Origin of the sequence: uncultured Ramlibacter sp. (assembly GCF_936925435.1) — a bacterium.
In the GTDB taxonomy this organism is placed as follows: Bacteria; Pseudomonadota; Gammaproteobacteria; order Burkholderiales; family Burkholderiaceae_C; genus Ramlibacter.
This window is the reverse complement of record NZ_CAKZHQ010000005.1, coordinates 68,051-91,138: the sequence shown is the minus strand read 5'-3', so window position 1 is coordinate 91,138 and position 23,088 is coordinate 68,051. Positions and strand designations below refer to the sequence as shown.

At 68.6% G+C, this 23,088-nt stretch carries 16 protein-coding genes; 5 read left to right on the top strand and 11 right to left on the bottom strand.

The genetic code is table 11. The features are described from left to right. Positions 1 to 1,698 carry an aspartate:alanine exchanger family transporter gene (locus Q0632_RS05760; RefSeq protein ID WP_298925577.1) on the bottom strand — a complete coding sequence of 566 codons (1,698 nt, stop codon included), beginning with the start codon at positions 1,696 to 1,698 and terminating at the stop codon, positions 1 to 3. Positions 1,699 to 1,729: 31 nt separating this feature from the next. Continuing rightward, positions 1,730 to 4,471 (bottom strand): aminotransferase class I/II-fold pyridoxal phosphate-dependent enzyme, encoded by a 2,742-nt coding sequence (locus tag Q0632_RS05755; RefSeq protein WP_298925574.1) that lies wholly within the window; start codon positions 4,469 to 4,471, stop codon positions 1,730 to 1,732. Between the two features lie 408 nt (positions 4,472 to 4,879). Here Q0632_RS05755 and Q0632_RS05750 point away from each other — a divergent pair, with 408 nt between their 5' ends. From Q0632_RS05750 to Q0632_RS05740, 3 genes are read left to right on the top strand one after another with little or no spacing between them, the layout of a single operon-like run. Next, positions 4,880 to 5,911: an extracellular solute-binding protein gene (locus Q0632_RS05750; RefSeq protein ID WP_298925571.1), complete on the top strand. Its 1,032-nt coding sequence runs from the start codon at positions 4,880 to 4,882 to the stop codon at positions 5,909 to 5,911. A gap of 16 nt (positions 5,912 to 5,927) precedes the next feature. Further along, on the top strand, positions 5,928 to 7,577 hold the full coding sequence (locus Q0632_RS05745) for an iron ABC transporter permease (RefSeq protein WP_298925568.1): 1,650 nt from the start codon (positions 5,928 to 5,930) through the stop codon (positions 7,575 to 7,577). A gap of 1 nt (position 7,578) precedes the next feature. After that, positions 7,579 to 8,256, top strand: a complete 678-nt coding sequence (locus tag Q0632_RS05740; protein ID WP_298925565.1) for an ABC transporter ATP-binding protein — start codon at positions 7,579 to 7,581, stop codon at positions 8,254 to 8,256. 36 nt (positions 8,257 to 8,292) lie between these two features. Here the strand turns inward: Q0632_RS05740 and Q0632_RS05735 are convergent, their stop codons facing one another. The 4 genes from Q0632_RS05735 to Q0632_RS05720 all read right to left on the bottom strand — a co-directional run bounded on the left by Q0632_RS05735 (position 8,293) and on the right by Q0632_RS05720 (position 15,097). After that, complete coding sequence (locus Q0632_RS05735; protein ID WP_298925562.1) at positions 8,293 to 9,738, bottom strand: efflux transporter outer membrane subunit; 1,446 nt, start codon at positions 9,736 to 9,738, stop codon at positions 8,293 to 8,295. Between the two features lies 1 nt (position 9,739). After that, positions 9,740 to 12,973 (bottom strand): efflux RND transporter permease subunit, encoded by a 3,234-nt coding sequence (locus Q0632_RS05730; RefSeq protein WP_298925559.1) that lies wholly within the window; start codon positions 12,971 to 12,973, stop codon positions 9,740 to 9,742. Then, the gene (locus Q0632_RS05725) at positions 12,970 to 14,184 is read right to left on the bottom strand and encodes an efflux RND transporter periplasmic adaptor subunit (RefSeq protein WP_298925556.1); all 1,215 of its coding nucleotides are present in this window, start codon (positions 14,182 to 14,184) and stop codon (positions 12,970 to 12,972) included. Before Q0632_RS05725 ends, Q0632_RS05730 begins: the two co-directional genes overlap by 4 nt. 79 nt (positions 14,185 to 14,263) lie before the next feature. Continuing rightward, on the bottom strand, positions 14,264 to 15,097 hold the full coding sequence (locus Q0632_RS05720) for an alpha/beta hydrolase (protein ID WP_298925553.1): 834 nt from the start codon (positions 15,095 to 15,097) through the stop codon (positions 14,264 to 14,266). 111 nt (positions 15,098 to 15,208) lie between these two features. Here Q0632_RS05720 and Q0632_RS05715 point away from each other — a divergent pair, with 111 nt between their 5' ends. Further along, positions 15,209 to 16,126 (top strand): LysR family transcriptional regulator, encoded by a 918-nt coding sequence (locus tag Q0632_RS05715; RefSeq protein WP_298925550.1) that lies wholly within the window; start codon positions 15,209 to 15,211, stop codon positions 16,124 to 16,126. Positions 16,127 to 16,176: 50 nt separating this feature from the next. After that, positions 16,177 to 16,872, top strand: a complete 696-nt coding sequence (locus Q0632_RS05710) for a hypothetical protein (protein WP_298925547.1) — start codon at positions 16,177 to 16,179, stop codon at positions 16,870 to 16,872. 8 nt (positions 16,873 to 16,880) lie between these two features. On the opposite strand, the gene Q0632_RS05705 is transcribed toward Q0632_RS05710, so the two are convergent. Genes Q0632_RS05705 through Q0632_RS05685 form a run of 5 tightly spaced genes read right to left on the bottom strand, consistent with a single transcriptional unit; the run spans position 16,881 to position 23,078 of the window. Then, positions 16,881 to 17,762, bottom strand: coding sequence for an NAD(P)H-hydrate dehydratase (locus tag Q0632_RS05705; RefSeq protein WP_298925545.1), 882 nt, complete (start codon positions 17,760 to 17,762; stop codon positions 16,881 to 16,883). A gap of 2 nt (positions 17,763 to 17,764) precedes the next feature. Beyond that, a complete protein-coding gene (locus Q0632_RS05700; protein ID WP_298925543.1) occupies positions 17,765 to 18,523 on the bottom strand; it encodes a histidine phosphatase family protein in 759 nt (252 codons plus the stop codon). A 17-nt stretch (positions 18,524 to 18,540) separates the two neighbouring features. Next, complete coding sequence (ligD, locus tag Q0632_RS05695) at positions 18,541 to 21,057, bottom strand: DNA ligase D (protein WP_298925540.1); 2,517 nt, start codon at positions 21,055 to 21,057, stop codon at positions 18,541 to 18,543. An 11-nt stretch (positions 21,058 to 21,068) separates the two neighbouring features. Further along, entirely contained in the window at positions 21,069 to 22,130 is a 1,062-nt protein-coding gene (locus Q0632_RS05690) for a DNA topoisomerase IB (protein WP_298925537.1), read from the bottom strand. 15 nt (positions 22,131 to 22,145) lie between these two features. Then, a complete protein-coding gene (locus tag Q0632_RS05685) occupies positions 22,146 to 23,078 on the bottom strand; it encodes a PA2169 family four-helix-bundle protein (RefSeq protein ID WP_298925534.1) in 933 nt (310 codons plus the stop codon). Between the last annotated feature and the right edge of the window lie 10 nt (positions 23,079 to 23,088).

The window sequence follows — 23,088 nt, the reverse complement described above, 5'->3', positions numbered from 1 at the left end:
TTACTGCGCAAGCACCATGGCGAAGTAGCCGAAGATGGTCAGCAGGATGCCGGAGATGGCATAGGCCACCGGGAAGCCGATCCAGGGCACGGTGCTGTTGATCTCCTTGGCCGCCTCGCGGCAGGGGCCGGAGTGCGAGCGCGCACCTGCCACGCCGCCCATCAGGATGGCCGGGTTGATCTTGAACACGTGGTAGCCCAGGATCCAGACGACGAAGGGCGGGACGGTGCAGGCAATGAATCCGACGAAGAAGATCTTCAGCGCCAGGACGCCGGTCAGCTGCGCCAGCAGGGAGTTGCCGGCGTTGATGCCGACGATGGCCACGAAGACCACCAGGCCCAGATCCTCCAGGATGTTGCGTGCCGCATTGGGCGTGTTGCCAAAGAAGCGCAGGCGCGACTGCAGGGAGGACACGATCACACCGGACACCAGCAGGCCGCCGGCATTGCCCAGGCCGACGCTGGCGCCGAACGCCGGAAAGGAGATGGCGCCGATCAGCAGGCCCAGGATCATGCCCGCCGACAGCGTCAGCAGGTCTGTGCTGGTGTTGGGCTGGGCGAAACGGCCGAACAGCTCGCCGACGCGTTTGACCGCGTCGTTCAAGCCGGCCAGGAAGACCACGTCCATGCGCTGCAGCTTGGTGTCGTTGCCCACCGGGATCGGCGCGCCGGCGCGCTCGATGCGCAGCACTGCCACCTGGCCGGACAGATCACCCTTGAAAGAGCCCACCGTGCGATCAACCGCATCCTTGTTGGTCACCAGGATTTCGGCCTGGCCCAGCGGCACGCTGAGCACCTTGGGGTCGTCGATTTCGGTGCCGATCAGGCCCAGGTTGGTCGCCATGTCGCTGCGCGTGCCGGCCAGCGCCAGAACGTCGCCCGTCTGCATGCGCAGCGCCGGGTCGCTGCCCAGCAGCTCTTCGCCGCGGCGGATGTTCAGCACACGGTACTCCGGGTACTTCTGGCGGAACTCCGAGATGCTCTTGCCCTGCCATTCGGGGTTCTCCAGGCGGTAGGCCCGCGTGGCATAGGGACGGTAGCCGGTCAGGGCGGCGTCATCGACATTGCGAACGCCGTGCTCACGCTCGTATTCCAGGGCGGCTGCGCGCGCATCCAGGCCCCACCAGCGAGGCAGGTACTTGCAGATCAGGATGATGCCCACCGTGCCCCAGATGTAGCTGATGCCGTAGGACAGCGCGATCATGGCCGAGACCTGTTCGGCGGTCTGGCCGTCCGCGAGCTTCACCACACCCTGCGTCACGGCCTGTTCGGCCGAGCCGATGGCCGCCGACATGGTCTGCGAGCCGGCCAGCAGGCCGCCGGCAGCGCCGGTCGGCAGGTCGAACATCTTGGCGCCGAGCACGCACAGGCCCAGGCCCAGCAAGGCGGCGACGAAGGCCAGGAAGGTGAACTTCAGGCCGTCACCCTTGAGGCTGTTGATGAACGAAGGGCCGACCCGCAGGCCCACGCCGTACATGAACAGGTAATAGAACAGGCTTTTGGCGAAGTTGTTCAGTTCCAGCTTGACGCCATACAGAGAGCCGACGGTGGACAGCGCGCATCCCACCACGATGGCGGCCGCCACCATGCCCAGGCCATAGCCCTTGAAACTGAGTTTGCCGATGGCAACGGACAAACCGACCGTGAAAAACAGGAGAACGAATGGGTTCTCCGCGAGCCATTTGAAAAACGACAACATTCTTGACCTCCGCCTGTCAGGCTTTTCTACGTTAACGATCCGTCGGAACTGCTTTGTTCTTGCGCTTGTCCAGCACTTCAGGCTTGAGCAGCTTCAACCCGAGCTGGGCGTTGTAGCCGTGGATTTCCTTGACATCGAGTTCGCGCATGAACTGGATGGTGTCGGCGGCGATGACCTGGCCCGGCACCATGATGGGGAAGCCCGGCGGATAGGGGATGACGAAGGTGGCAGACACCAGGTCGGGGCCCTTCTTCAGGCGGTCGTCGATGGCCTTGTCCGACAGCTTGACGTGTTCGCAGTCCTCCTCGCGGTAGGCGGTGTAGAAGGCCGCGCGCATATGGCCTTCACTCGTGGCGCTCTTGGCGTCGTCGCGGAAGGCGCTGTGGAAACCGCTGAAGTTGGGCAGGTCGGGCACGTCCTCGATCAGCGACTTGACCCGCGCGGCGAAGGCTTGCTGCCCGGCCTTGCCGCCTTCCTTGAGCTTGCCATCGATGTCGCGTGAAATGTCGGCCAGCACCTTGAGCAGGTGGGCGATGTCGCTGCGCGTGTTGTTGATGTTGGTCTGGACCAGGATGGAGTTGCGCGAGGTCTTGTTGATCTGCACGTCGTACTTGGACGCCAGCAGGCCCTTGAACTGGGTGCCGTCGTAGCCGGCGCGGCCGGTGACCAGGGTGATGCGGGTGGGGTCCAGCGCGAACTCGTCGTTGTCCCAGGCCTTGATGATCTCGTTCCAGCTGGCGTTGGGCCGGCCGTAGTCCTCGATGCCGGAGGCACGGAACTCCTTGGGCACCATCTCGCCGGGCGTCAGGATGTGGAAGTACTTGGAGATCAGCGGATGGGTATTGACCTGGCGGCGCAGGTCCAGCGCCAGTTCCACCGCCTTCATCACGAGTTCGTAACCCTCCAGCTCCATCTGCCTGCGCGCCACATCCAGCGAGGCAATGATCTGCTGGTTGGGCGAGGTCGAGGTGTGGGTGTAGAAGGCCTCGTGGAATTGCTCCTCGATCTGGTGGAAGTCCTGGTCACGCACCAGGATCATCGAGCCCTGGCGCAGCGCCGACATGGACTTGTGGGTCGAGTTGGTCTGGTAGACCCGGATGCGCGCCTTGTCCGGATCCGGCAGCAGGCGCATGTCGAGCAGAGAGGCATCCTTGGGGTCCAGGTCATCGCCGGTCTTGCCCTTGAGCTTGGCCTTCCAGGCTGCGTATTCGGCGCGGTACTCGGGCGAGGCCAGCTGCTCTTCCAGCGCCGCCGCTGCGCCCATGCCGGTGCGGCGGCGATGGAAGGGCGAGAAGCGCGCAAAGGCGAACCATGCCTCGTCCCACAGGAAGATCAGGTCGGGCTTGATGGCCAGGCACTCTTCCATGACGCGGCGGCAGTTGTACATGTGGCCGTCGAAGGTGCAGTTGGTCAGGTCGACCACCCGGGCCTTGTCCAGCTTGCCTTCCGCCTTGAGCTGCAGCAGGGCCTGCTTGATGCTGCGCAGCGGCACGGCACCGTACATCGAGTACTCCACCATCGGGAAGGCTTCGAGGTACAGCGGTTGGGCCCCGGCAAGCACCAGGCCGTAGTGGTGCGACTTGTGGCAGTTGCGGTCGATCAGGACGATGTCGCCGGGCCGGCACAGGGCCTGCACCACGATCTTGTTGGAGGTGGAGGTGCCGTTGGTGGCGAAGAAGACCTTGTCGGCGCCGAAGGCGCGCGCCGTCATGTCCTGCGCGTCCTTGATGTTGCCGGTGGGGTCGAGCAGGCTGTCCAGGCCGCCGGTGGTGGCCGAGGACTCGGCCAGGAACAGGTTGGCGCCATAGAACTGGCCCATGTCCTTGATCCAGTTGGACTTGAAGATGGACTTGCCGCGTGCCAGGGGCAGGGCGTGGAAGGTGCCGATCGGGCGCGCCGCGTACTTCTTGAGGTTGTCGAAGAAGGGCGTGGCGTAGCGCTCGCTGACGCCGCCCAGGATGCTCAGGTGCATCTCCATCAGTTCTTCGACCTCGTAGAACACGCGCTTGACGGCCTTGGCCTGCATGCTGGTCGCGGTCTCGTCCAGATTGCGTTCGGTCACCAGGTAGATGTCGAGCTCGGGCCGGATCTTCTTGAGGAAGTTCGCCAGCAGCAGGCCGTGGTCGTGCGGCAGGCCGTCGTCGTCGATGCGGCCGAAGTGCTGGACCAGCTCGGCGAAGCTGTCCAGGGCATAGCGGGACTTGAAGCGGAAGCCGTCATAGATCACCACGGCCTGCAGGTTGAAGTTCAGCACCGTGGCGACAAACGCGTCCTCGAAGCTGAAGGTCTGCACAGCCTCGTAGGTGAAGGGGTCCTCCGGCCGCCGCAGCTTGCGCAGCTCGCGCTGCAGGCCGCTGGTGCGCGAGATCCCTGGGGCGACGGTGAGCAGCTCGAAATAGGGTTTGTGGTTGCCATCGGCCCCCAGGCCTGGCGGGATGCGGTCGCTCAGGGAGGCTTCCCCGTCGTCATCGAGGTCCCAGGCCGACACGTCGTGCCGGTAGGAGCCGGAGAAGATGCCGGTCTTGATACGCAGCACCGCGGCGGCGAAGCTGCCGCGGTTGCCATCGGCGAACAGCTCGCGCAGTGACTGCATCAGCTTTTCGCCGGGATAGGCCCAGAAGCTTTCCAGCGGCTCCAGCGCATCGAGCAGGGCGGGAATCTCCGCCAGCAGTTTCTCGTTGGGCGTCTGGCTGTTGGTCAGGGCGTCGGCACAGGCCAGCAGCCGGCTCCAGCGCTCGCGCCGGGCTTCAGCGGCCGAAAAGAAGTCCGACATGGACAGATCCTTGGCTGACGCGGGTGATTTCGAGGTGGCCATGTACTTCCTTGTTTGCAGGGAAACAGAATAAGCACCGCCTCAGGGAAGCGACCACAGGACTGGGGAAGCCTGGTTCGCCCCTTACCCCATGGGCAGAGCTTGAAATGTTGCGCCGCAACAGGGCAGGCCGACGGCCTGCCGAGCGCCATGCGCGAGCGGATGTTGGCCTTACTGGCGCTTTCCCGAAATGGGACTTTGGGGATGGGTGCTTGGCTTGCCGCCCCCCTGCAGTGCCAACTACACTCGCCTCCTCACCAAGCCAACCCGCTTCCGCCAGTCCGTGCCGGAAGCCACAAAAACATGCAGATGGGCGAGCCAGGTGGCGTGCGGTCGTTGTTGCCGCAGACCTTTTCACGGATGCATCCCATGACACTACGTTTTTGCAATCCCCTGGCGGCCGGCCTGGCCGCCACTTTGTGGCTCGCCCCTTTCGCCGCCCTGGCCCAGCAGGAAGTGACCCTTTACACGACCCGGGAGCAGGGCCTGATCCAGCCCCTGCTGGCCAGCTTCTCTGCCGAGAGCGGCGTGAAGGTCAACACCGTCTACCTGAAAGACGGCCTGCTCGAGCGCGTCAAGGCCGAGGGCGAGCGCTCGCCCGCCGACGTGCTGATGGCGGTGGACATCGGCAACCTGGTCGACCTGGTCGATGGCGGGGTGACGCAGCCGGTGCGCTCGCCGGCCCTGGAGTCGGCGATTCCGGCCAACCTGCGCGCGCCCGATGGCCAGTGGTTCTCGCTGTCGATGCGTGAGCGCGTCCTGTACCTGGACAAGGCCTCACCCCTGACGGCGTTCCGCTACGAGGACCTGGCCGATCCCAAATACAAGGGCAAGGTCTGCATTCGCGCCGGCCAGCACCCTTACAACACCGCCCTGGTGGCAGCCATGATCGCCCATGACGGCGCGGAGGCCACCGAGAAGTGGCTGCGCGGCGTCAAGGCCAACCTGGCGCGCAAGGCTGCTGGCGGCGACCGCGACGTCGCACGCGATATCGTGGGCGGCATCTGCGACATCGGCATTGCCAATTCCTACTACGTCGGCCAGATGAAGACTTCCGCCGCTGGCACTGATGCGCGCAAGTGGGGCGATGGCATCAAGGCCATCCGGCCCACCTTCGCCAGGAGCGGCGGCACCCACGTCAATGTCAGCGGCGCGGCGGTGGCCAAGAACGCGCCCAACCGGGCCAACGCGGTCAAGCTCCTGGAGTACCTGGTGTCCGAGAGCGCCCAGGCCCAGTACGCCAGGGGCAACTTCGAGCAGCCGGTGCGCGCCGGCGTGAAGGCCGATGACACTGTGGCGGGCTTTGGCCCGCTCAAGGTCGACCCGTTGCCGCTGGGCGAGATCGCGAAGAACCGCAAGCAGGCCAGCGCCCTGGTGGACAAGGTCGGCTTCGACCAATGAGCTGCGGCCCTTGCGCGTGAGCGGCCTGCGCCTGCGCGTCGCCAACCCGTTCTGGCTGCTGGCATCGGCGGCGCTGGCGCTGGTGGTGCTCGCGCCCGTGGCCAGCCTGGCCTGGCTGGCCAGCGGCAGCAGCCTGGCCCACTGGTCCGAGCTGGCCAGCCACGTGTTGCCGCGCGCGGCATTGAACACGGCGGTGCTGCTGGCCGGTGTGGGCGTGCTGGTGACGCTGATCGGCGCCGGCTGCGCCTGGCTGGTGACGGCCTACGACTTTCCCGGCCGGCGTGTCTTCGACTGGGCTTTGCTGCTGCCCCTGGCCATGCCCACCTACATCGTCGCCTTCGCCTACCTGGATCTGCTGCATCCGCTGGGGCCGGTGCAGTCGGCCCTGCGCTGGATGCTGGGCCTGGACAGCCCGCGCCAGCTGCGCCTGGGCGATCTGCGTTCCATGGGGGGCGCCATCTTCCTGCTGGGCAGCGTGCTCTATCCCTATGTCTACCTGACCGCACGGGTCATGTTCATGACGCAGCCGGCCCATTTGCTGGAGGCGGCGCGCACGCTGGGTGCTGGCCCGATGGGCGCCTTTCTGCGGGTGGTCGTCCCGCTGGCCCGGCCGGCTCTGGCGGTGGGCCTGAGCCTGGCCCTGCTGGAGACGCTCAATGACATCGGCGCTTCCGAATTCCTGGGCGTCAACACGCTCACGGTGGCGATCTACACGACCTGGGTCACGCGCTCGGACCTGGCCGGCGCGGCCCAGCTGGCCATGTTGATGCTGCTGTCGGTGCTGGGCTTGCTGCTGCTGGAGCGGCGCGGCCGCGCCCGGCAGCGCTTTGCAAGCATGCAGCGCATGCGGCCGATCCAGCCGCGCCGCTTGGCTGGTTGGGCTGCCCTGACCGCCACACTGGCCGTGGCGGCGCCGGTGGCTGTAGGCTTTGCCATTCCAGCCCTCTACCTGGCCACCGAGGCGGTCAAACGGGTGGCACGCACCGGCATTTCGCCGGCGCTGGCCGGCGCCGCCCTCAACACCTTGCTGGTGGCGGCGCTGGTCACACTGGCCGCGGTGGCAGCGGGCCTGGTGATGGCCTGGACCACGCGCCCCAGCGTCACTGCGCCGTCCGTGCGGCGGCTCTGGCGCACGGCGTTGGCGCGCAGCGCTTCGGTCGGTTACGCCGTGCCGGGCACGGTGCTGGCCGTCGGCTTGCTGGCGCCGGCGTTGGCACTGGACTACGCGCTGGGTGACCTGCTGGGACACAAGAAGCTGCTGCTGCTGGGCAGCGGCGCAGTGCTGGTCGCCGCCTGCACCATCCGCTTTGTTGCCATCCCGCTGGGCGCCGTCGAAGGCGCGTTGCTGCGGCTGCCGCCCGCTCTGGAGCAGGCCGCCCGGCTGCTGGGGGAAAGCGCCAACCGGACGCTGGTCCGGGTCCACCTGCCCTTGCTGCGGCCGGCGCTGGGAGCCGGCGCGATGCTGGTGTTTGCCGATGCAATGAAGGAGTTGCCGGCCACCTTGCTGCTGCGGCCGGTCAACTTCGAGACCCTGGCCACCTTGCTGTACGCCGAAGCGGCCCGTGGTACCTACGAGGAAGGTGCTGTGGCTGCCCTGGCCATCGTCGCGACCGGCCTGGTGCCTGTGGCCCTGCTGGCACGCGCCCAACTGCGGCCCGGACACTGACATGGACAAGACACTTCGCATTGACCAATTGCGCCTGGGCTACGAGAGCCCGCAGGGCTTTCACACCGTGGTCGACGGCCTGTCTCTCATGCTCGAGACCGGCCAGATCGGTTGCCTGCTGGGGCCGTCGGGCTGCGGCAAGACCACGGTCCTGCGCGCCATCGCCGGTTTCGAGCCGGTGCGTTCCGGCTCGATCACGCTGGCCCACGTGCTGCTGTCCTCGCCGCAGGTGCATCTGCCGCCGGAAAGCCGCCGTGTCGGCATGATGTTCCAGGAGTACGCGCTCTTTCCCCATCTCAGTGCCGGGCAGAACGTGGCGTTCGGGCTGCGCCGCAGTCCGCCGGACGTGCGCCGCGCACGCGTGGCGCACATGCTGGAGGTCGTGGGGCTGGAGGGGGTCGCCCAGCGCTACCCGCATGAGCTGTCGGGCGGCCAGCAGCAGCGCATCGCGCTGGCGCGCGCCCTGGCACCGGCGCCGGCTCTGCTGCTGCTGGACGAGCCGTTCTCCAACCTCGATGCCGCCACCCGCCGCCGCCTGCGCGGCGATGTGCGCTCCATCCTGAAGGCGGCCGGCCAGACCGCCATCCTGGTGACCCACCACGAAGGCGAGGCGCGCAGCATGGCCGACTGCATCGGCACCATGCGCGAAGGGACGCTTCAGGGCTGGGACGGCGCCTGAGACGGGCTCAGGCGAGCACGGTCTTGCAGTCTTGCGTCAGCGCGTGGCCGCCAGCCGGGTGGCGGGCGGCGGCTGGTCGCCCACCGCAGCCGGCCCATCCCAGCCGCCGCCCAGGGCGCGGACCAGGCTGGCCGTGGCCTGGAACTGCGCGGAGCGCACCTGCAAGGCCTGGCGCCGGTTGCGCAGCTCGCTGCGGCGCGCGTCCAGCAGTTCCAGCTGGCTGACCAGGCCGTTGCGGTAGCGTGTGTCGGACAAGGTGGTGGCCCGGCTCGCCGCATCGACGGCACGGCCCTGGGCCTGGGCCTGCTGCTGCAGCAAGCCCAGCGCCGACAGCTGGTCTTCGACCTCACGCAAGGCTTGCAGCACCTGTCCCCGGTAGCTTGCCGCCGCCGCATCCAGCTGCGCTTGCGCGCCCTGGACGCCGGCTTCGCGCCGCCCGCCGTCGAACAGCGGCAGCGAGAGCAGGGCGCCGACGCCCCAGGCCCGGGCCGACCATTTGAAGATGTCGCTGAACTCGGACGACGCGTAGCCACCGGCGGCCGTCAGCGACACGTCCGGGAACCACGCTGCCTGCGCCACGCCGACCCGGGCCTGCGCGGCCAGCAGGGAGGCCTGCGCCGCCGCCACATCCGGGCGCCGCGCCAGCACCGTGGCGGGAATGCCTGCCGGGATGGCCGGCAGGGCCGTCTCCCAGCCGCCCGGCGCGAGCGAGAACTGCGACGCCGGTTCTCCCACCAGCGTGGCCAGCGCGTTTTCCATCGCGGCGCGCTGCCGGTCCAGCGCCAGCGCCTCTGATTCGGTCGCGGCGAGTTCGGCTTGCACGCGCACCACATCCAGCTCGGCGACATCGCCGGCCTGGTGGCGACGCTGGATCAGGCGCAGCGTGCCGGCATAGGCCGCCACCGTTTCGCGCACCAGGGCGCGTTCCGCATCCAGGGCGCGCACGCCGAGGTAGACCTGGGCTGTCTCGGCCTGCACCAGCAAACGCGTGCTGCGCAACAAGGCCTCGCGGGCCTGCGCGTCGAGCGTGGCGGCATCGTGCGCGCGCGCCAGACGGCCGAACAGGTCGGCTTCCCAGGACAGCCTGACGCCGCCCCACCCAAGCGTCTCGGGCACGATGCCGCCGGGGGTGTCCGCGCCGGCCTGGCGCAGGGCGGTGGCGCCCAGGCCGACCTGCGGCAGGCGGTCGGCATGGGCATTGCGGACCAGGGCGCGGGCCTGGGCCAGCCGCGCCACCGCCTGCTGGATGTCGGTGTTGCCGGTGGCTGCGCGATCGACCAGGCCATCCAGCACTGGGTCGGCAAAGGACTTCCACCAGGCGCCGTCGGCCTGCGCGGCTGCCGGCGTGGCAATGGTCCAGCGCTCGTTGCTGGATTTGAACTGCAGCGGCGACTGGGGCTGGGCCGGCAGTTCGGGCAGGGCGGTGGCGCAGCCCGCGAGCACGAGGGCGGCGGCCAGCGGCGCAAGTAGAAAGTGTTTCATGTCAGGCTTCCTTGTCGTTCACAGGTGCGGCGAGCACTGCTTGCACCGAGGCTCCCCCACCTGCGAAGCCCTCGAAGTGCGGCACCTGGCCATGCTGCTTGAGGGGGCGGTTGCCGGCCAGGCGGCGCAGCACCACGTAGAACACCGGCGTCAGGAACAGGCCGAAGGCAGTGACGCCTATCATCCCGGCGAACACCGCCACGCCCATGGCCTGGCGCATCTCCGAGCCGGCGCCGCTGGACAGCACCAGGGGCAGCACGCCCATGACGAAGGCCAGCGAGGTCATCAGAATGGGGCGCAGGCGCAGCCGGCTGGCCTCGACGGCGGCCTGCACCGGTGTGCGGCCAGCGAACTCAAGCTCGCGCGCGAACTCCACGATCAGGATGGCGTTCTTGGCCGACAGCCCGACCAGCACCATCAGCCCGATCTGCGTGAACACATTGTTCTCGCCGCCTGACAGCCACACGCCGGTCATCGCCGCCAGCAGGCCCATGGGCACGATCAGGATGATGGACAGCGGCAGCGTCAGGCTCTCGTACTGCGCGGCCAGCACCAGGAAGACCAGCAGGATGGCCAGCGGGAAGACCCAGACGGCGGAGTTACCGGCCAGGATCTCCTGGTAGGTCAGGTCGGTCCACTCGTAACCGATGCCAGGAGGCAGGGTTTCGGCGGCGATGCGCTGGACGGCGTCCTGCGCCTGGCCCGAGGAGAAGCCGGGCGCGGCGCCGCCATTGATGTCGGCGGTGAGAAAGCCGTTGTAGCGCATGGCGCGCTCCGGGCCGAAGCTGGCGTTGACCTTCATCAGGGCCGACAGCGGCACCATCTCGCCGGTCGCCGAACGCACCTTGAGCGCGCCGATGTCCTCGGCCCGCGCACGGTAAGGCGCATCGGCCTGCACGCGCACGCTGTAGGTGCGGCCGAACTTGTTGAAGTCGTTCACATACACGCTGCCCAGGTAGGTCGACATGGTGTCGAAGACGTCGGTCACGGCCACGCCCAGCTGGCGCGCCTTGGTGCGGTCGATGTCGGCGTACAGCTGCGGCACGTTGACCTGCCAGCTGGTGAACATGCCGGCCAGCTCAGGCGTCTGGTACGCCTTGGCCATGAAGGCCTGCACGGCCTTGTCCATCGCGCCGTAGCCCAGCGAGGCCCGGTCTTCCAACTGCAGCTTGAAGCCGCCGGTCGTGCCTATGCCCTGCACCGGCGGCGGCGGGAACATCACGATGAAGGCGTCCTGGATGCCGGCATAGGCCTGATTGAGTTGCCCCGCCACCGCGCCACCGCTCTGGTCGGCGTTCTTGCGTTGCTCGAAGGGCTTGAGCATGGCGAACACGATGCCCGAGTTGGAGCTGTTGGTGAAGCCGTTGATCGACAGGCCGGGGAAGGCCAGCGTGCTCTCGACGTTGGGATTTTTCTCGGCGATCTCGCCCATCTTGCGGATCACCGCCTCGGTGCGGTCCAGGGTGGCGCCATCGGGCAATTGGGCGAAGCCGATCAGATACTGCTTGTCCTGGGCCGGCACGAAGCCGGCGGGCACGGCCTTGAACAGGCCGACCGTCGCCACCGCCAGCACAGCATAGACGCCCAGCATCACGGCCTTGCGGCCCAGGGCGCCGCGCACGCCGCTGCTGTAGTTCTCGGCGCCGCGCTGGAAGACCCGGTTGAAGCCGCGGAACAGCCAGCCGAACCAGCGGTCCATGAAGCGGGTGAGCGCGTCCTTGGGTGCGTCGTGGCTGCGCAGCAGCAAGGCGGCGAGCGCGGGCGACAGGGTCAGCGAGTTGACGGCCGAGATCACGGTGGAAATCGCGATGGTCACGGCGAACTGGCGGTAGAACTGGCCTGTCAGGCCGCTGATGAAGGCCAGTGGCACGAACACGGCCACCAGCACCAGGGCGATGGCGATGATGGGCCCCGAGACCTCCTTCATGGCGCGGTAGGTCGCATCGCGCGGCGAGAGTCCCGCTTCAATGTTGCGCTCCACGTTCTCCACCACCACGATGGCGTCATCGACCACGATGCCGATGGCCAGCACCAGGCCGAACAGGCTGAGCGCGTTGATGGAAAAGCCCAGCAGGTGCAACACCGCAAAGGTGCCGATCACCGATACCGGCACAGCCAGCAGCGGGATGATGGAGGCGCGCCAGGTCTGCAGGAACAGGATCACCACCAGCACCACCAGGGCAATGGCTTCGAGCAGGGTGTGAACCACCGACTGGATGGAGGCGCGCACGAACTGCGTGGGGTCGTAGGCGATGCGGTACTCCACGCCCTCGGGCATGGTCTTGGCAATCTCGTCCATGGTGGCACGCACCTGGGCCGAGATCTCCAGTGCATTGGAGCCCGGCGCCTGGAACACGCCGATGCCCACGGCCGCGTCGTTGTTCAGCAGGGAACGCAGCGAATAGTCGGCCGCGCCCAGCTCCAGCCGGGCCACGTCGCGCAATCGCGTCACCGCGCCGTCCGCGCCGGCCTTGATGATGATGTCGCCGAATTCCTCTTCGTTCTGCAGCCGGCCTTGCGCATTGATCGACAGTTGCAGATCGACGCCGGGCAGGCCGGGCGAGGCGCCCACCACGCCAGCGGCGGCCTGCACGTTCTGCTCACGGATGGAACGCACCACGTCACCGGCCGCAAGACCGCGCTGCGCCACCTTCTGCGGGTCCAACCAGATGCGCATGGCGTATTCACCACCGCCCCAGATGGCGACCTGGCCCACGCCCGGGATGCGGGCCAGCCGGTCCTTGACGTTGAGCACGCCGTAGTTGCGCAGGTAGTCCATGCCGTAGCGGCCGTTGGGCGAGACCAGATGCACCACCATCGTGATGTCCGGCGCGCTCTTGACAGTGGCCAGGCCCAGGCGCCGTACCTCTTGCGGCAGGCGCGGCTCGGCCTGGGCCACGCGGTTTTGCACCATCTGCTGGGCCTTGTCGGGGTCAGTGCCCAGCCTGAAGGTGACGTTGAGCGTCATCAGGCCGTCGGTCGTGGCCTGGCTGCTCATGTAGAGCATGCCTTCCACGCCGTTGATGGCTTCCTCCAGCGGCGTGGCCACCGTCTCGGCGATCACCTTGGGATTGGCGCCGGGGTAGGTGGCGCGCACCACGATCGTGGGCGGCACGACGTCCGGGTATTCGGAGATCGGCAGGGCCTTGAGCGCGATCAGGCCGGCCAGGAAGATGAGCACCGACAGCACGCCGGCAAAGATCGGCCTGTCGATGAAGAACTTGGAGAAGTTCATGCTTTTGCTTCCTTGCCGTCCATGGCCACGGGCTGCGGCTCAACCACCGCGCCGGGGCGGATGCGCTGCAGGCCGTTGACGACCACGCGCTCGCCGGCCTTCAGGCCGGTTTTCACCACGCGCAGGCCCTCGGCCGGCGCGCCCAGCGTCACTTCGCGGTATTGCGCGGTGTTGCCTTCGCCCACCACCATGACGAACTTCTTGTCCTGGTCGGTGCCAATGGCGCGCTCGCTGACCAGCACGGCACGGCTGCTCTGGGCATGGCCCATGCGGATGCGGGCGAACTGGCCCGGCATGAGCGAGCCATCCTTGTTGTCGAAAGCGGCGCGCACGCGGATGGTGCCGCTCTTGGCGTCGACCTGGTTGTCGATCAGCTGCAGCTTGCCGGTGTAGGGTGTGTCGCTCATCGCAGCCGTGCCGATCTGCACGGGGATGCGCTCGATCAGGCTGCGGGCGCTGGAACCGCTGGACATGTCCTTCAAGGCCTTGGCGATCACCTGCTCGTCGGCGTCGAAGCTGGCGTAGATGGGACTGACCGAGACCAGATTGGTCAAGACCGGGGCGCCGGGGCCGGCGGCCACCAGGTTGCCCACGGTCACTTCCAGCTTGCCGATGCGTCCGGCCACGGGCGCGCGCACCTGGGTGTAGCTCAGGCCCAGGCGCGCGGTCTGCAGCTGGGCCTGGGCTGCGCGCAGATTGGCAAGGGCTTCGCGCTCGCCGTTGGCGCGCTCTTCCAGTTCGCGCTGGGCGATGGCGCGCTCTTCCCACAGACGCTGGGCCCGGGCGAATTCGCTCTGGCTGTGGGCCAGCCTGGCCTGGGCGGCGGCGGCCTGGGCGGCGGCGCGTTCGGCTTCGGCGGCGTAGGGCGCCGGATCGATGGTGATCAGCAGATCACCCTTGGCCACCAGGGCGCCTTCGCGGAAGTGCACGGCCTGCACCTGGCCGGCGACGCGCGAGCGCACCTCCACCCGCTCCACCGCTTCGAGCCGGCCGGAGAACTCATCCCAGGCGTTGATCTCGCTCTCGGCGACGGTGGCCACCGACACCTGCGTGGGTGGCGGCGCGCCATTGGCCGTGGCCTGGGCCTTGCCGCCGTGCAGGCTGATGACGGCGGCGGCGATGACGGACAGGGCCGCCACGGCGCCGGCCGCAGTCCAGGCGCGGCCGCGCCGCGACAGCAGGACGGCGGGGGTGAGGTTTCTTGCTTGCATGGCGATGGTCCTTTTTGAGGCTGAGTTCGTCCAGCCCGGCGGATCACACCGGGTTGGCTTGTTGATGGAGGGCTGGCGCCTAGGGGGTGTCGGCTGCGGGCGGCGGCGTCGGCGCGTGCAGGAAGGCGCGCAGATGGCCTTGCACTGTCTGGACGCAAAAGCTGGCCTGCGAGGCATCGCCCAGCGACTCAGGCCAGCCGCTGGCCGGGATCATTGCCGTGGCCACGCTGATCCCGGCGTTGTGCAGCCGCTGCGCATAGGCCATGGCCTCGTCGCGCATCGGGTCGTCCTCGCCGGCCAGCACCAGGGCCGGCGCCAGGCCCGCCAGGCGCTGGGCCCGGGCCGGCACGGCGTAGGGATGTTCGGCGTCGCGCGGGCTGCGCAGGTACTGCTTCCAGCCGTCGGTCCACTTGCAGCAGGTGTCCTGTCCCACGGCCTCACGCAGCGAGGCGGTGCCGGTGCAGGGGTCCAGCATGGGGGCCACCAGGATCTGGCCGGCCAGTGGCGGGTGGCCGCGGTCGCGCGCCATCAGCGCGATCGCCGCCGCCAGATTGCCGCCGGCCTCGTCGCCGGCCACGTACAGTGCCGCGCCATTGCCGGCCAGCTTGTTGCGCTGCTTGTAGAGCCACTCCATCGCCGCGTAGGCCGCTTCCACTGCCTGCGGGAAGGGATGGGCCGGCGCCAGCGGGTAGGCCAGCGACAGCACGACCGCGCCGGCGCCTGCCAGCATTTGGGCCAGGCACTCGCCGCTGGCCAGATCGCCGTCGACGAAGGCGCCCCCGTGCAGGTGCAGCACCAAGGGGGCGGCGCCTGCGGCCGGCTTGCTGCCATACAGGCGCGTGGCCATGGGTGCGTGGCCTGGCAGGGCCAGCGGGCTGGCACCGGGACGGGACGTGGGCAGACTGGTCAACATGGTCTCGACTATAGGCACGCCCGGCGTGCGGATAAACAGCCCTCCTGCCAGTTCTCTGTTTCCAGGACAGGAACAATCCAGTCCTGCAAAGAACACAGCAAGGACTCAGGGATGGACCAGATTCAATCGATGCGGGTGTTCGCCCGGGTGGTGGAGGCCGGGACTTTCACCAAGGCGGCCGAGTCGCTGGAGCTTCCCAAGGGCACGGTGACGCGCCTGGTGCAGCACCTGGAAGCGCGGCTGAAAGTCAAACTTCTCAACCGCACCACGCGGCGCGTCACCGTGACGCCCGATGGCGCCGCCTACTACGAGCGCACCGCCCGCCTGCTCAACGACCTGGACGACATCGAGGCCAGCATGGCCAATGCCCAGGCCAACCCCAGCGGCCGCCTGCGCGTGGACGTGGGTTCGTCGGTGGCGCGGCTGATCATCATCCCGGCCCTGCCGGAGTTTTACCGCCGCTTTCCCGAGATCCAGCTGGACCTGGGGGTGAGCGACCGGCCGGTGGACATCATCAGCGACAACGTGGACTGCGTGATCCGTGGCGGCGAGCTGATCGAGCAGTCGCTGGTGGCGCGGCGCATCGGCAACCTGGCGCTGATCACCGTGGCCACGCCGGGCTATCTCCAAAAGCATGGCACGCCGGCGCACCCGGATGAGCTCGACGGCCTGAAGCACCACACCATCAACTACTTTTCACCACGCACCGGCCGGCCGTTCCCCCACGTCTTCGAGAAAGATGGTGAGACGTTGGAGATCGCCGGCCGCTACCAGTTGGCGGTCAACGAAAGCAATGCCCACACCGCTGCCGTGCTGGCCGGCCTGGGTGTCTCGCAGGCCGCGCTGTTCGCTGTCGCGCCGCACCTGGCCAGCGGTGAACTGGTCGAAGTGCTGCCAGGCTGGAAGCACCCACCCATCCCCATCCACGTCGTCTACCCGCCCAACCGCCACCTCAGCGCCAAGGTCCGCGCCTTCGTCGAGTGGACGGCCGACTTGTTCGCCGCCCATCCCCTGATGGCTCGGCCTTGACCGCCTGCTGAAGTTGACAAGGCGCAGGCGGGGTGAAATATTCAAGCCGCATGACCTCACCCACCGTCCCGGCCGAAGCTCAGCAGCAAACTGTTGCGCCGGCCGCTGTGGAGGCCGCCCGCTACGCCTTGCTGCGCCGGCTGGCGCCGGCGATGCGCCACCACCTGGTGGTCAATCTTCAGCCCATCGGCATGCTGCACGAGGTGATGGACCGGCGCCTGCGCGCGGCTGAGCCGGACCTGGCCAAGCTGCATGAGGGGGTTCACAAGATCAACGGCTTTGCCCGCGCCGCCCTGCAGTCCAGCATCGACATGGTGACCTGGCTGGCGCCCGAAGAGGGCGCCGTGACCACGGTGGCCGATGGCGTGCGCGAGTGCATGGGCCTGGTGGCCACGGGACTGGGCTTTCGCGGCTATGCGCTGCGCCACGAGGCGGCGGATGTTCCCGGCACCGTCGGCCGCGCCGCGCTGCGCAACGTGTTGACGGCCGCCTTGCTGCATCTCACGGATGAGGCCACGCCGCCGGCGGACCTGGTGCTGCAGGCGCAAGCCAGGGACCATGGCCTGGAACTGCAATTGCAGCGCATCGCCACCACCGGTGATGCGGGCTTCAGCGTCGACCTGGGTTACCGGCCGCTGGCCCGGGCCGACCTGGAGGCGCTGGCGGCTGCCGAAGCGGTGGCCTTGGTGTGCGAAGCCGCGTCCATCCGTCTGACCCTGGCTTGGGTCCAGCCCCCTGCGGCCTGAGCCGCTCCTCAGGCCTGCAATGCCGTGAGCGCGGCCAGCATTTCCAGCGGCAATTCGCGCGCCAGGTAACCGACCGGGCCCAGCCGCACCGCCAGGCGCTCGCCAGCCTGGGCATGCAGCACCACGCCCCAGGCGCAGGCCTGCTCCAGCGCAGCGCCGCGTGCCGCCAGCCCGGCGATGGCACCGGCCAGTGTGTCGCCCGAGCCCGAGGTCGCCAGGCCGGCGTTGCCGCCCTGGTGCCGCCACAGCGTGCCCTCTGGCGTGGCCAGCCAGGTGGTGGCGCCCTTGAGCGCCACGCTGGCATTCCAGCGCCGCGCGGCTGCCAGCGCTGCGGCTTGCGGGTCGGCGCAAACGGCCTGCTTGCTGATGTCCAGCAGATGGGCCATCTCGCCTGCATGCGGTGTCAGCAGAATCGGCTGTCCGAACGCGGCGTGTGCACGGACAGCATTGATCGCCAGTGCATCCAGCACCACCGGTGTGCCGGCCACCAGCGGGAGCAAGGTCGTGATGAAAGCGCAGCTGGCGGCCTCGTCCATCAGGCCCGGCCCGGCCACCAGTGCATCGGCGCCTTCCAGCACCTGGCGCAGCAGCGCAATGCCGTCCATGTGCAAGCCGCCCGAAGGCGTTTCCGGCAACGCGATCACCCGTGCCTCGGGCATGGCCACGGCGATGTGCGGCGCCACGGATGCAGGCGTGGCGATCGCCAGCTTGCCTGCGCCGACGCGCAGCGCCGCCATGGCCGCCAGCAGGACGGCGCCGGCGATCTCGCGGCTGCCGGCCAGCACCAGGATGCGGCCGCGCTCTTCCTTGTCGGCGTCGCTGTCCAGAGCCGGCAGGGGCCAGGTGGCCAGTGTGGCCGCGTCGAGCGTGCGGTGGGTGGGCACTTCCATGCTCAGGGCTTGGCGGCGACCGGCGCATCCGGCGCGGCCGTCACCGGCGTGCCGGCCTCGCGCAACGGCGCGATGAAGTTCACCAGGTCGTGCACCATGGCGTCGGTCTGCGGGTCGTATTCGTACGAGGTGATGCCGCAGTTGGGCACGTCGCCGAGCTTGTCGATGGCCAGGATCTGCGCCTCGTCCATGCACTCGAGCAGGTAGCGCAGGCAGTTGACCGTGACCTGGTGGGCCACCACCAGCACCCGCTGGCCGCCGTGCTCGCGGGCCACCATCTCCACCAGGCTGCGCAGGCGCAGGATGACATCGCACCAGCTCTCGCCGCCCGGCGGGCGGAAGTAGAACTTGCCGACATGACTGCGCTGCTCGCTCAGTTCGGGATGTTTGTCGCGGATGCCGTGCACCGTCAGCCGGTCGAGGATGCCGAACTCCTTTTCGCGCAAGCGCTCGTCGACGCGCAGGCGCGTTGCCTTGGGCGCGATACCGGCGGCCTCCAGCAACAGCTGTGTGGTTTCGCGGGCGCGCAGGTAAGGCGAGCACAGCACCACCTCGGGGTGCCGGCCCGCCGGCAATTCGCCGAACCAGTGCCCCAGGGCCTGCGACTGCAGGCGGCCTAGCGCCGACAGCGGTACGTCGATATCCCGCTCGGCGATGTCGATCACGTGCAGGCCGCCGGCCTCGGCGGCGTCGCGCGCCACGTTGCCGGCGCTTTGGCCGTGGCGGACGATCCAGAGCGTGTGCGGCCAGCTCGCTTGCATGGTGTGTGCGTTTCCCTTCAACGGTCGGGCTCGAAGCCCAGCTTTTTCATGGCCGCCGCCAGACCGGTGGCGCTGCTGGCGTAGCCGGCCCAGGGCGTGTTGCCCACATCCAGCCGTTCATGCGCGGTCGCCACCTTCCAGTGGCTGCCCGATTGCAAGCCGGCCAGTTCGTCCCAGCCCACCGGCACCGAGATGCCCAGGCCGGGACGGGAACGGGCCGACCAGGCCGCGGCCGTGGTCGCGCCAAAGCCATTGCGCAGGTAATCGATGAAGATCTTGCCGATCCGGTTCTTGCCGCCGCTCTTGGCGACGAAGCGCTCGGGCAGGGTGGCGGCCATGTGGCGCACCACGGCCAGGGAAAAGTCCTTCACCGTGTCCCAGCCGTACTGCTTGCGGATGGGCACAACCAGGTGCAGGCCCTTGCCACCGCTGGTCTTGAGGAAGGCCGGCAGGCCCAGCTCCTGCAGGAAGGCGCGCAGCAGCTGGGCCGCTTCCTGGATCTGCGGCCAGTCCACGCCCTCGCCGGGGTCGATGTCGAAAGCGATGCGGTCGGGCTTGGCGATGCTGCCCTTGACCGCGTTCCAGGTGTGGAACTCCACCACGTTCATCTGCGCGGCCGACAGCAGGCCTTGGGCGGTGGCGATCTCCAGGTAGGGCGGATGCTCCGGGTCCAGTGCCGGGTCCAGCGGGCGCACCCCGGCCATCTGGTAGCGGTCCAGGTGTTTCTGGAAGAACAGCTGGCCGGCAATGCCGTCGGGCGCGCGCACCAGCGAGACAGGCCGGTTCTTCAGGTGTTCCATCATCAAAGCGCCCACCAGGGCGTAGTAGCGCACCAGGGCGATCTTGGTCGTGCCGGTGCTGGGGTCGATCACCCGGTCGGGATTGCTCACGCGCAGCGAAGCCGGCAGACCGGGCTGCTGGCGTGGCGTGGCCTTGGCAGGCTTGTCCACTGGCGCGCCGTGGCGCGGCTCCTCGCGCACGATGGCGGCCGGCTTCTTGTCGTCGCGCAGGCCGTGGAAGACGGAATGGCGGATGCGGTGCTCGCGGGTCCATTCGCCGAAAGCCACCTCGCAGACCAGTTGCGGCCGCACCCAGTGGGCCTTGCCGGCGATGGCGGTGGTGGCGGCGAAGGGGCTGCTCCCGGCCTGCAAGGCATCGAGCTTCTCGCGCAGTTCGCGCAAGGTCTTCTCGTTGAAACCCGTGCCGACGTTGCCGGCGTACTGCAGTGCGCCCTTGTCATCGTGCACGCCCAGCAACAGCGCGCCGATGCCGGTGCGCGAGCCCTTGGGGTCGGTGTAGCCGCCGATGACGAACTCCTGCCGTCGCCCGCACTTGAGCTTGACCCAGTCGCTGGAGCGGCGTGTCACATAGGCCGAGTCGCGCCGCTTGGCGATCACGCCTTCCAGGCCCAGGCGGCACGCCGACGCCACAACGTCCTCGGGCCGCGCCTCGAACACGGCGGAAAAGCGCACCTTGTCCTGCGGCTTGCGCTCGACGATGCGCTGCAGCACTGCGCGCCGCTGCTCCAGCGGCACCTCGCGCAGGTCATGGCCGGCGCAGTAAGGCAGATCGAACAGGTAGTAGACGATGTTCGCGGTGCGGGCCGACTCGAAGGCGCCTTGCAAGGCCTGGAAGTCCGCCGGCACCCGCTCGCCGGGCATGATGATCTCGCCGTCGTACCAGCCGTCGGGCAGGTCCATCGCCTCCAGCGACTTGTGCAAGGGGCCCAACTTGTGGGTCCAGTCATTGCCATTGCGGGTGAACAGTTGCACCTTGCCGTCCTGTGCGCGGCAGAGCATGCGGTAGCCGTCGAACTTGATCTCGTAGATCCAGCGCTCCACGTCCTTGGGTGGCGCATCGACCAAGGTGGCCAGCTGGGGTTGCAAGGTTGCGGGCAGTGCTGCCTTGCGCGCGCCTTCGGGCGGCCCCGAAGCGGCGGCCGGCGGTGTGGCCGCCTGCGGCGCGGGCCGGTCCTCGCGGTCCTTCACGCTGTCGGGCATCTCGTCGACCACGCTGAACGCGCTGGCCGGCAGCGCGTGTTCATCCTTCTCCTTGATCAACAGCCAGGGCTGCTGGCGCTCGCTGCCTCGGCCCTTCATGCGCACCAGGGTCCAATGCCCATGCAGCTTGTGGCCGCGCAGCTCGAATTTCAGCTTGCCGGCCTTGTAGCCCTTGCGCGGGTCGTCCAGCGGCAGCCATTGCCCCTTGTCCCAGATGATGACCTTGCCGCCGCCGTACTGGCCCTTGGGAATCTCGCCCTCGAAGCGGTTGTAGGCAATGGGGTGGTCTTCCACCTGCACCGCCATGCGCTTGTCGGCCGGGTCGAAGCTGGGCCCCTTGGGCACGGCCCAGCTCTTCATCGTGCCGTCCAGTTCCAGCCGGAAGTCGTAGTGCAGGCGGCTGGCCCAGTGCTTCTGGACCACGAAGGCACGTTCCTGCGCGTTGGCCGTGCCGCCATCGGCGGGCTCGGGCGTGAGGTCGAAGTTGCGCTTGTCGCGGTAGGTCTTGAGCGCGCTGGAAGAGCGGTCGGCCATGGCTGCGGTTTTCAGCGGATGCCTTGCAGAAAGGCGACCAGGCGCCGCTCGGCCGCGCCCAGGCCGGTGATGGCGCGGGCGGCCGGCAGCCTGCCCTCAATGGGGCCGGCGTCTTCGGCTGCCATGCCGGTGGCCAGGTCCAGCACGGCCGGGTGGATGTAGGCCTTGCGGCAGACCGCCGGCGTGTTGCCCAGCCTTGCCGCCACATCGGCCAGCAGTTCCTTGAGCGTGAAGCACTTGCCGGCGGCGCAGGAGCGGTGCAGCGTCTGCAGCGCCAACGCCGTGCCGTGCCAGGTGCGGAAGTCCTTGGCGGTGAAGCCTTCGCCACAGGTGGCCCGCAGATAGTCGTTGACATCGCCGGAGCTGACAGCATGGGCCGTGCCATCGGCATCACGGTACTGGAACAGGTCCTGGCCCGGCAGGTGCAGGCAGCGCCGCACGATCTGGCAGACGCGCGCATCGCGCACCGCCACCTCGTGCTGCACGCCGCTCTTGCCGCGGAAGGCCAGGGTCAGGCCCTGGGCCTGCAGGCGCACATGGCGGCTGCGCAAGGTGGTCAGGCCGTAGGACTTGTTGTCCTTGGCGTACTGGTCGTTGCCCACCCGAACCAGGGTGGTATCGAGCAGGCGCACGACGGTGGCCAGCACCAGCTCGCGTGAATGCGCCTGGTCCTGCATGTCGCGCTGAACGCGGCGGCGCAGCCGTGGCAGCGCGGCGGCGAAGGCCAGCAGGCGGTCGAACTTGCCGCTGTCGCGCTCCTCGCGCCAGCGTGGGTGGTAGCGGTACTGCTTGCGGCCACGGGCGTCGCGGCCGGTGGCCTGCAGGTGGCCGTTGGGCGAAGGGCAGATCCAGACGTCGCGGTAGGCCGGCGGGATGGCCAGCTTGTGGATGCGCTCGATCTGTTGCCTGTCGCGAATCCAGCTGCCCTGCGGATCGCGGTACGCAAAGGCCTTGCCCTTGCGCACCCTGGCGATGCCCGGGCGGGCATCGCTGGAATAGAACAGGCCGGCGGGGACGCCGGCCTGTGGGGCTGCCGCGTCCGCCGTGCTGGTGGAGGCCGGTGACAGCAGCATGGTGGCGTCAGCGCATCAGGAAGCGGCGCGGAACTGGTCGCGCAGCGCCTTGACCTGGTCGTGGTTGCGTTGGGCGCCTTGCAGTTGGCGCTCCACCAGGATGCGCACATCGGCCGGCAGGTCCTGCTTGAGCGCCTTGCGGTATTGGGCCAGTGCATGGTCCTCGCCGCGCTCGCACTCTTCCAGCACTGCCTTGTCGTCATAGGTGGACAAGCTGGCCTTGACCGAGACCCAGCCGCGGTGCATGGCGCCGGCGGCCGTGCCGCCGTCGTCGGGCTTGCCGCCCAGGCTGCGGATCTGGGTGTACAGCTCCTGCGCGGCGCCGCGGCAGTCATCGGCGCGTTGCAGGAACAGCGCCTTCAGGTCCTGGCGCTCGGCTTGTTCGGCGCAGGCACGGAAACCGTACTCGCCGTCCTTGCAGGTCTCGGCCAGGTCGTCCAGGGTGTCGACGATGTCGCCGTTGTTGATGCCCTTGCGGTCGCGCCGGTAGCTGTCGACGCGGTCCCAGGCGGCGCGGCTGGCCGGTTGGGCCTGCGGCCAGCTCAGCGAGGAGCCGGCGCGTGCGCTATCCCACTCGGCCGCCAGGCGCGGCTCGGCGATGTCCCAGTCGTCCTCGTAGCGGGTGCGGCCGGTCAGGCCAAGGCGGTAGGCCGGGCCGTAGTCGTCGAAGCTGCGGCCGGCCTCGTAGTAAGACGCCTTGCTGTAGTTGTCGCGCCAGTAAGCCTCTTCGGCCGTGGGGTTGACGGCCTCGCCGGCGGCCTTGCCGGCCAGCCCGCCGACCACGGCGCCCAGCACGCCGCCGACGGCCACGCCGATCGGGCCTCCGATGGCGCCAGCGGCAGCGCCTGCCACTGCGCCGCCGGTGGCGCCGATGCCGGTGCCGATGGGGTGAGCGCCGGGCTCATCGGTGATGGGATCGCGGTTCATGTCTCGTTCTTCTGCAGCCATGGAAATGCTC

Coding starts and splice junctions, on each gene's coding strand:
- Q0632_RS05760 (WP_298925577.1), bottom strand. CDS start 1,698: ATGTTGTCGTTTTTCAAATGGCTCGCGGAGAACCCATTCGTTCTCCTG.
- Q0632_RS05755 (WP_298925574.1), bottom strand. CDS start 4,471: ATGTCGGACTTCTTTTCGGCCGCTGAAGCCCGGCGCGAGCGCTGGAGC.
- Q0632_RS05750 (WP_298925571.1), top strand. CDS start 4,880: ATGACACTACGTTTTTGCAATCCCCTGGCGGCCGGCCTGGCCGCCACT.
- Q0632_RS05740 (WP_298925565.1), top strand. CDS start 7,579: ATGGACAAGACACTTCGCATTGACCAATTGCGCCTGGGCTACGAGAGC.
- Q0632_RS05735 (WP_298925562.1), bottom strand. CDS start 9,738: ATGAAACACTTTCTACTTGCGCCGCTGGCCGCCGCCCTCGTGCTCGCG.
- Q0632_RS05730 (WP_298925559.1), bottom strand. CDS start 12,973: ATGAACTTCTCCAAGTTCTTCATCGACAGGCCGATCTTTGCCGGCGTG.
- Q0632_RS05725 (WP_298925556.1), bottom strand. CDS start 14,184: ATGCAAGCAAGAAACCTCACCCCCGCCGTCCTGCTGTCGCGGCGCGGC.
- Q0632_RS05720 (WP_298925553.1), bottom strand. CDS start 15,097: ATGTTGACCAGTCTGCCCACGTCCCGTCCCGGTGCCAGCCCGCTGGCC.
- Q0632_RS05715 (WP_298925550.1), top strand. CDS start 15,209: ATGGACCAGATTCAATCGATGCGGGTGTTCGCCCGGGTGGTGGAGGCC.
- Q0632_RS05710 (WP_298925547.1), top strand. CDS start 16,177: ATGACCTCACCCACCGTCCCGGCCGAAGCTCAGCAGCAAACTGTTGCG.
- Q0632_RS05705 (WP_298925545.1), bottom strand. CDS start 17,762: ATGGAAGTGCCCACCCACCGCACGCTCGACGCGGCCACACTGGCCACC.
- Q0632_RS05700 (WP_298925543.1), bottom strand. CDS start 18,523: ATGCAAGCGAGCTGGCCGCACACGCTCTGGATCGTCCGCCACGGCCAA.
- ligD (WP_298925540.1), bottom strand. CDS start 21,057: ATGGCCGACCGCTCTTCCAGCGCGCTCAAGACCTACCGCGACAAGCGC.
- Q0632_RS05690 (WP_298925537.1), bottom strand. CDS start 22,130: ATGCTGCTGTCACCGGCCTCCACCAGCACGGCGGACGCGGCAGCCCCA.
- Q0632_RS05685 (WP_298925534.1), bottom strand. CDS start 23,078: ATGGCTGCAGAAGAACGAGACATGAACCGCGATCCCATCACCGATGAG.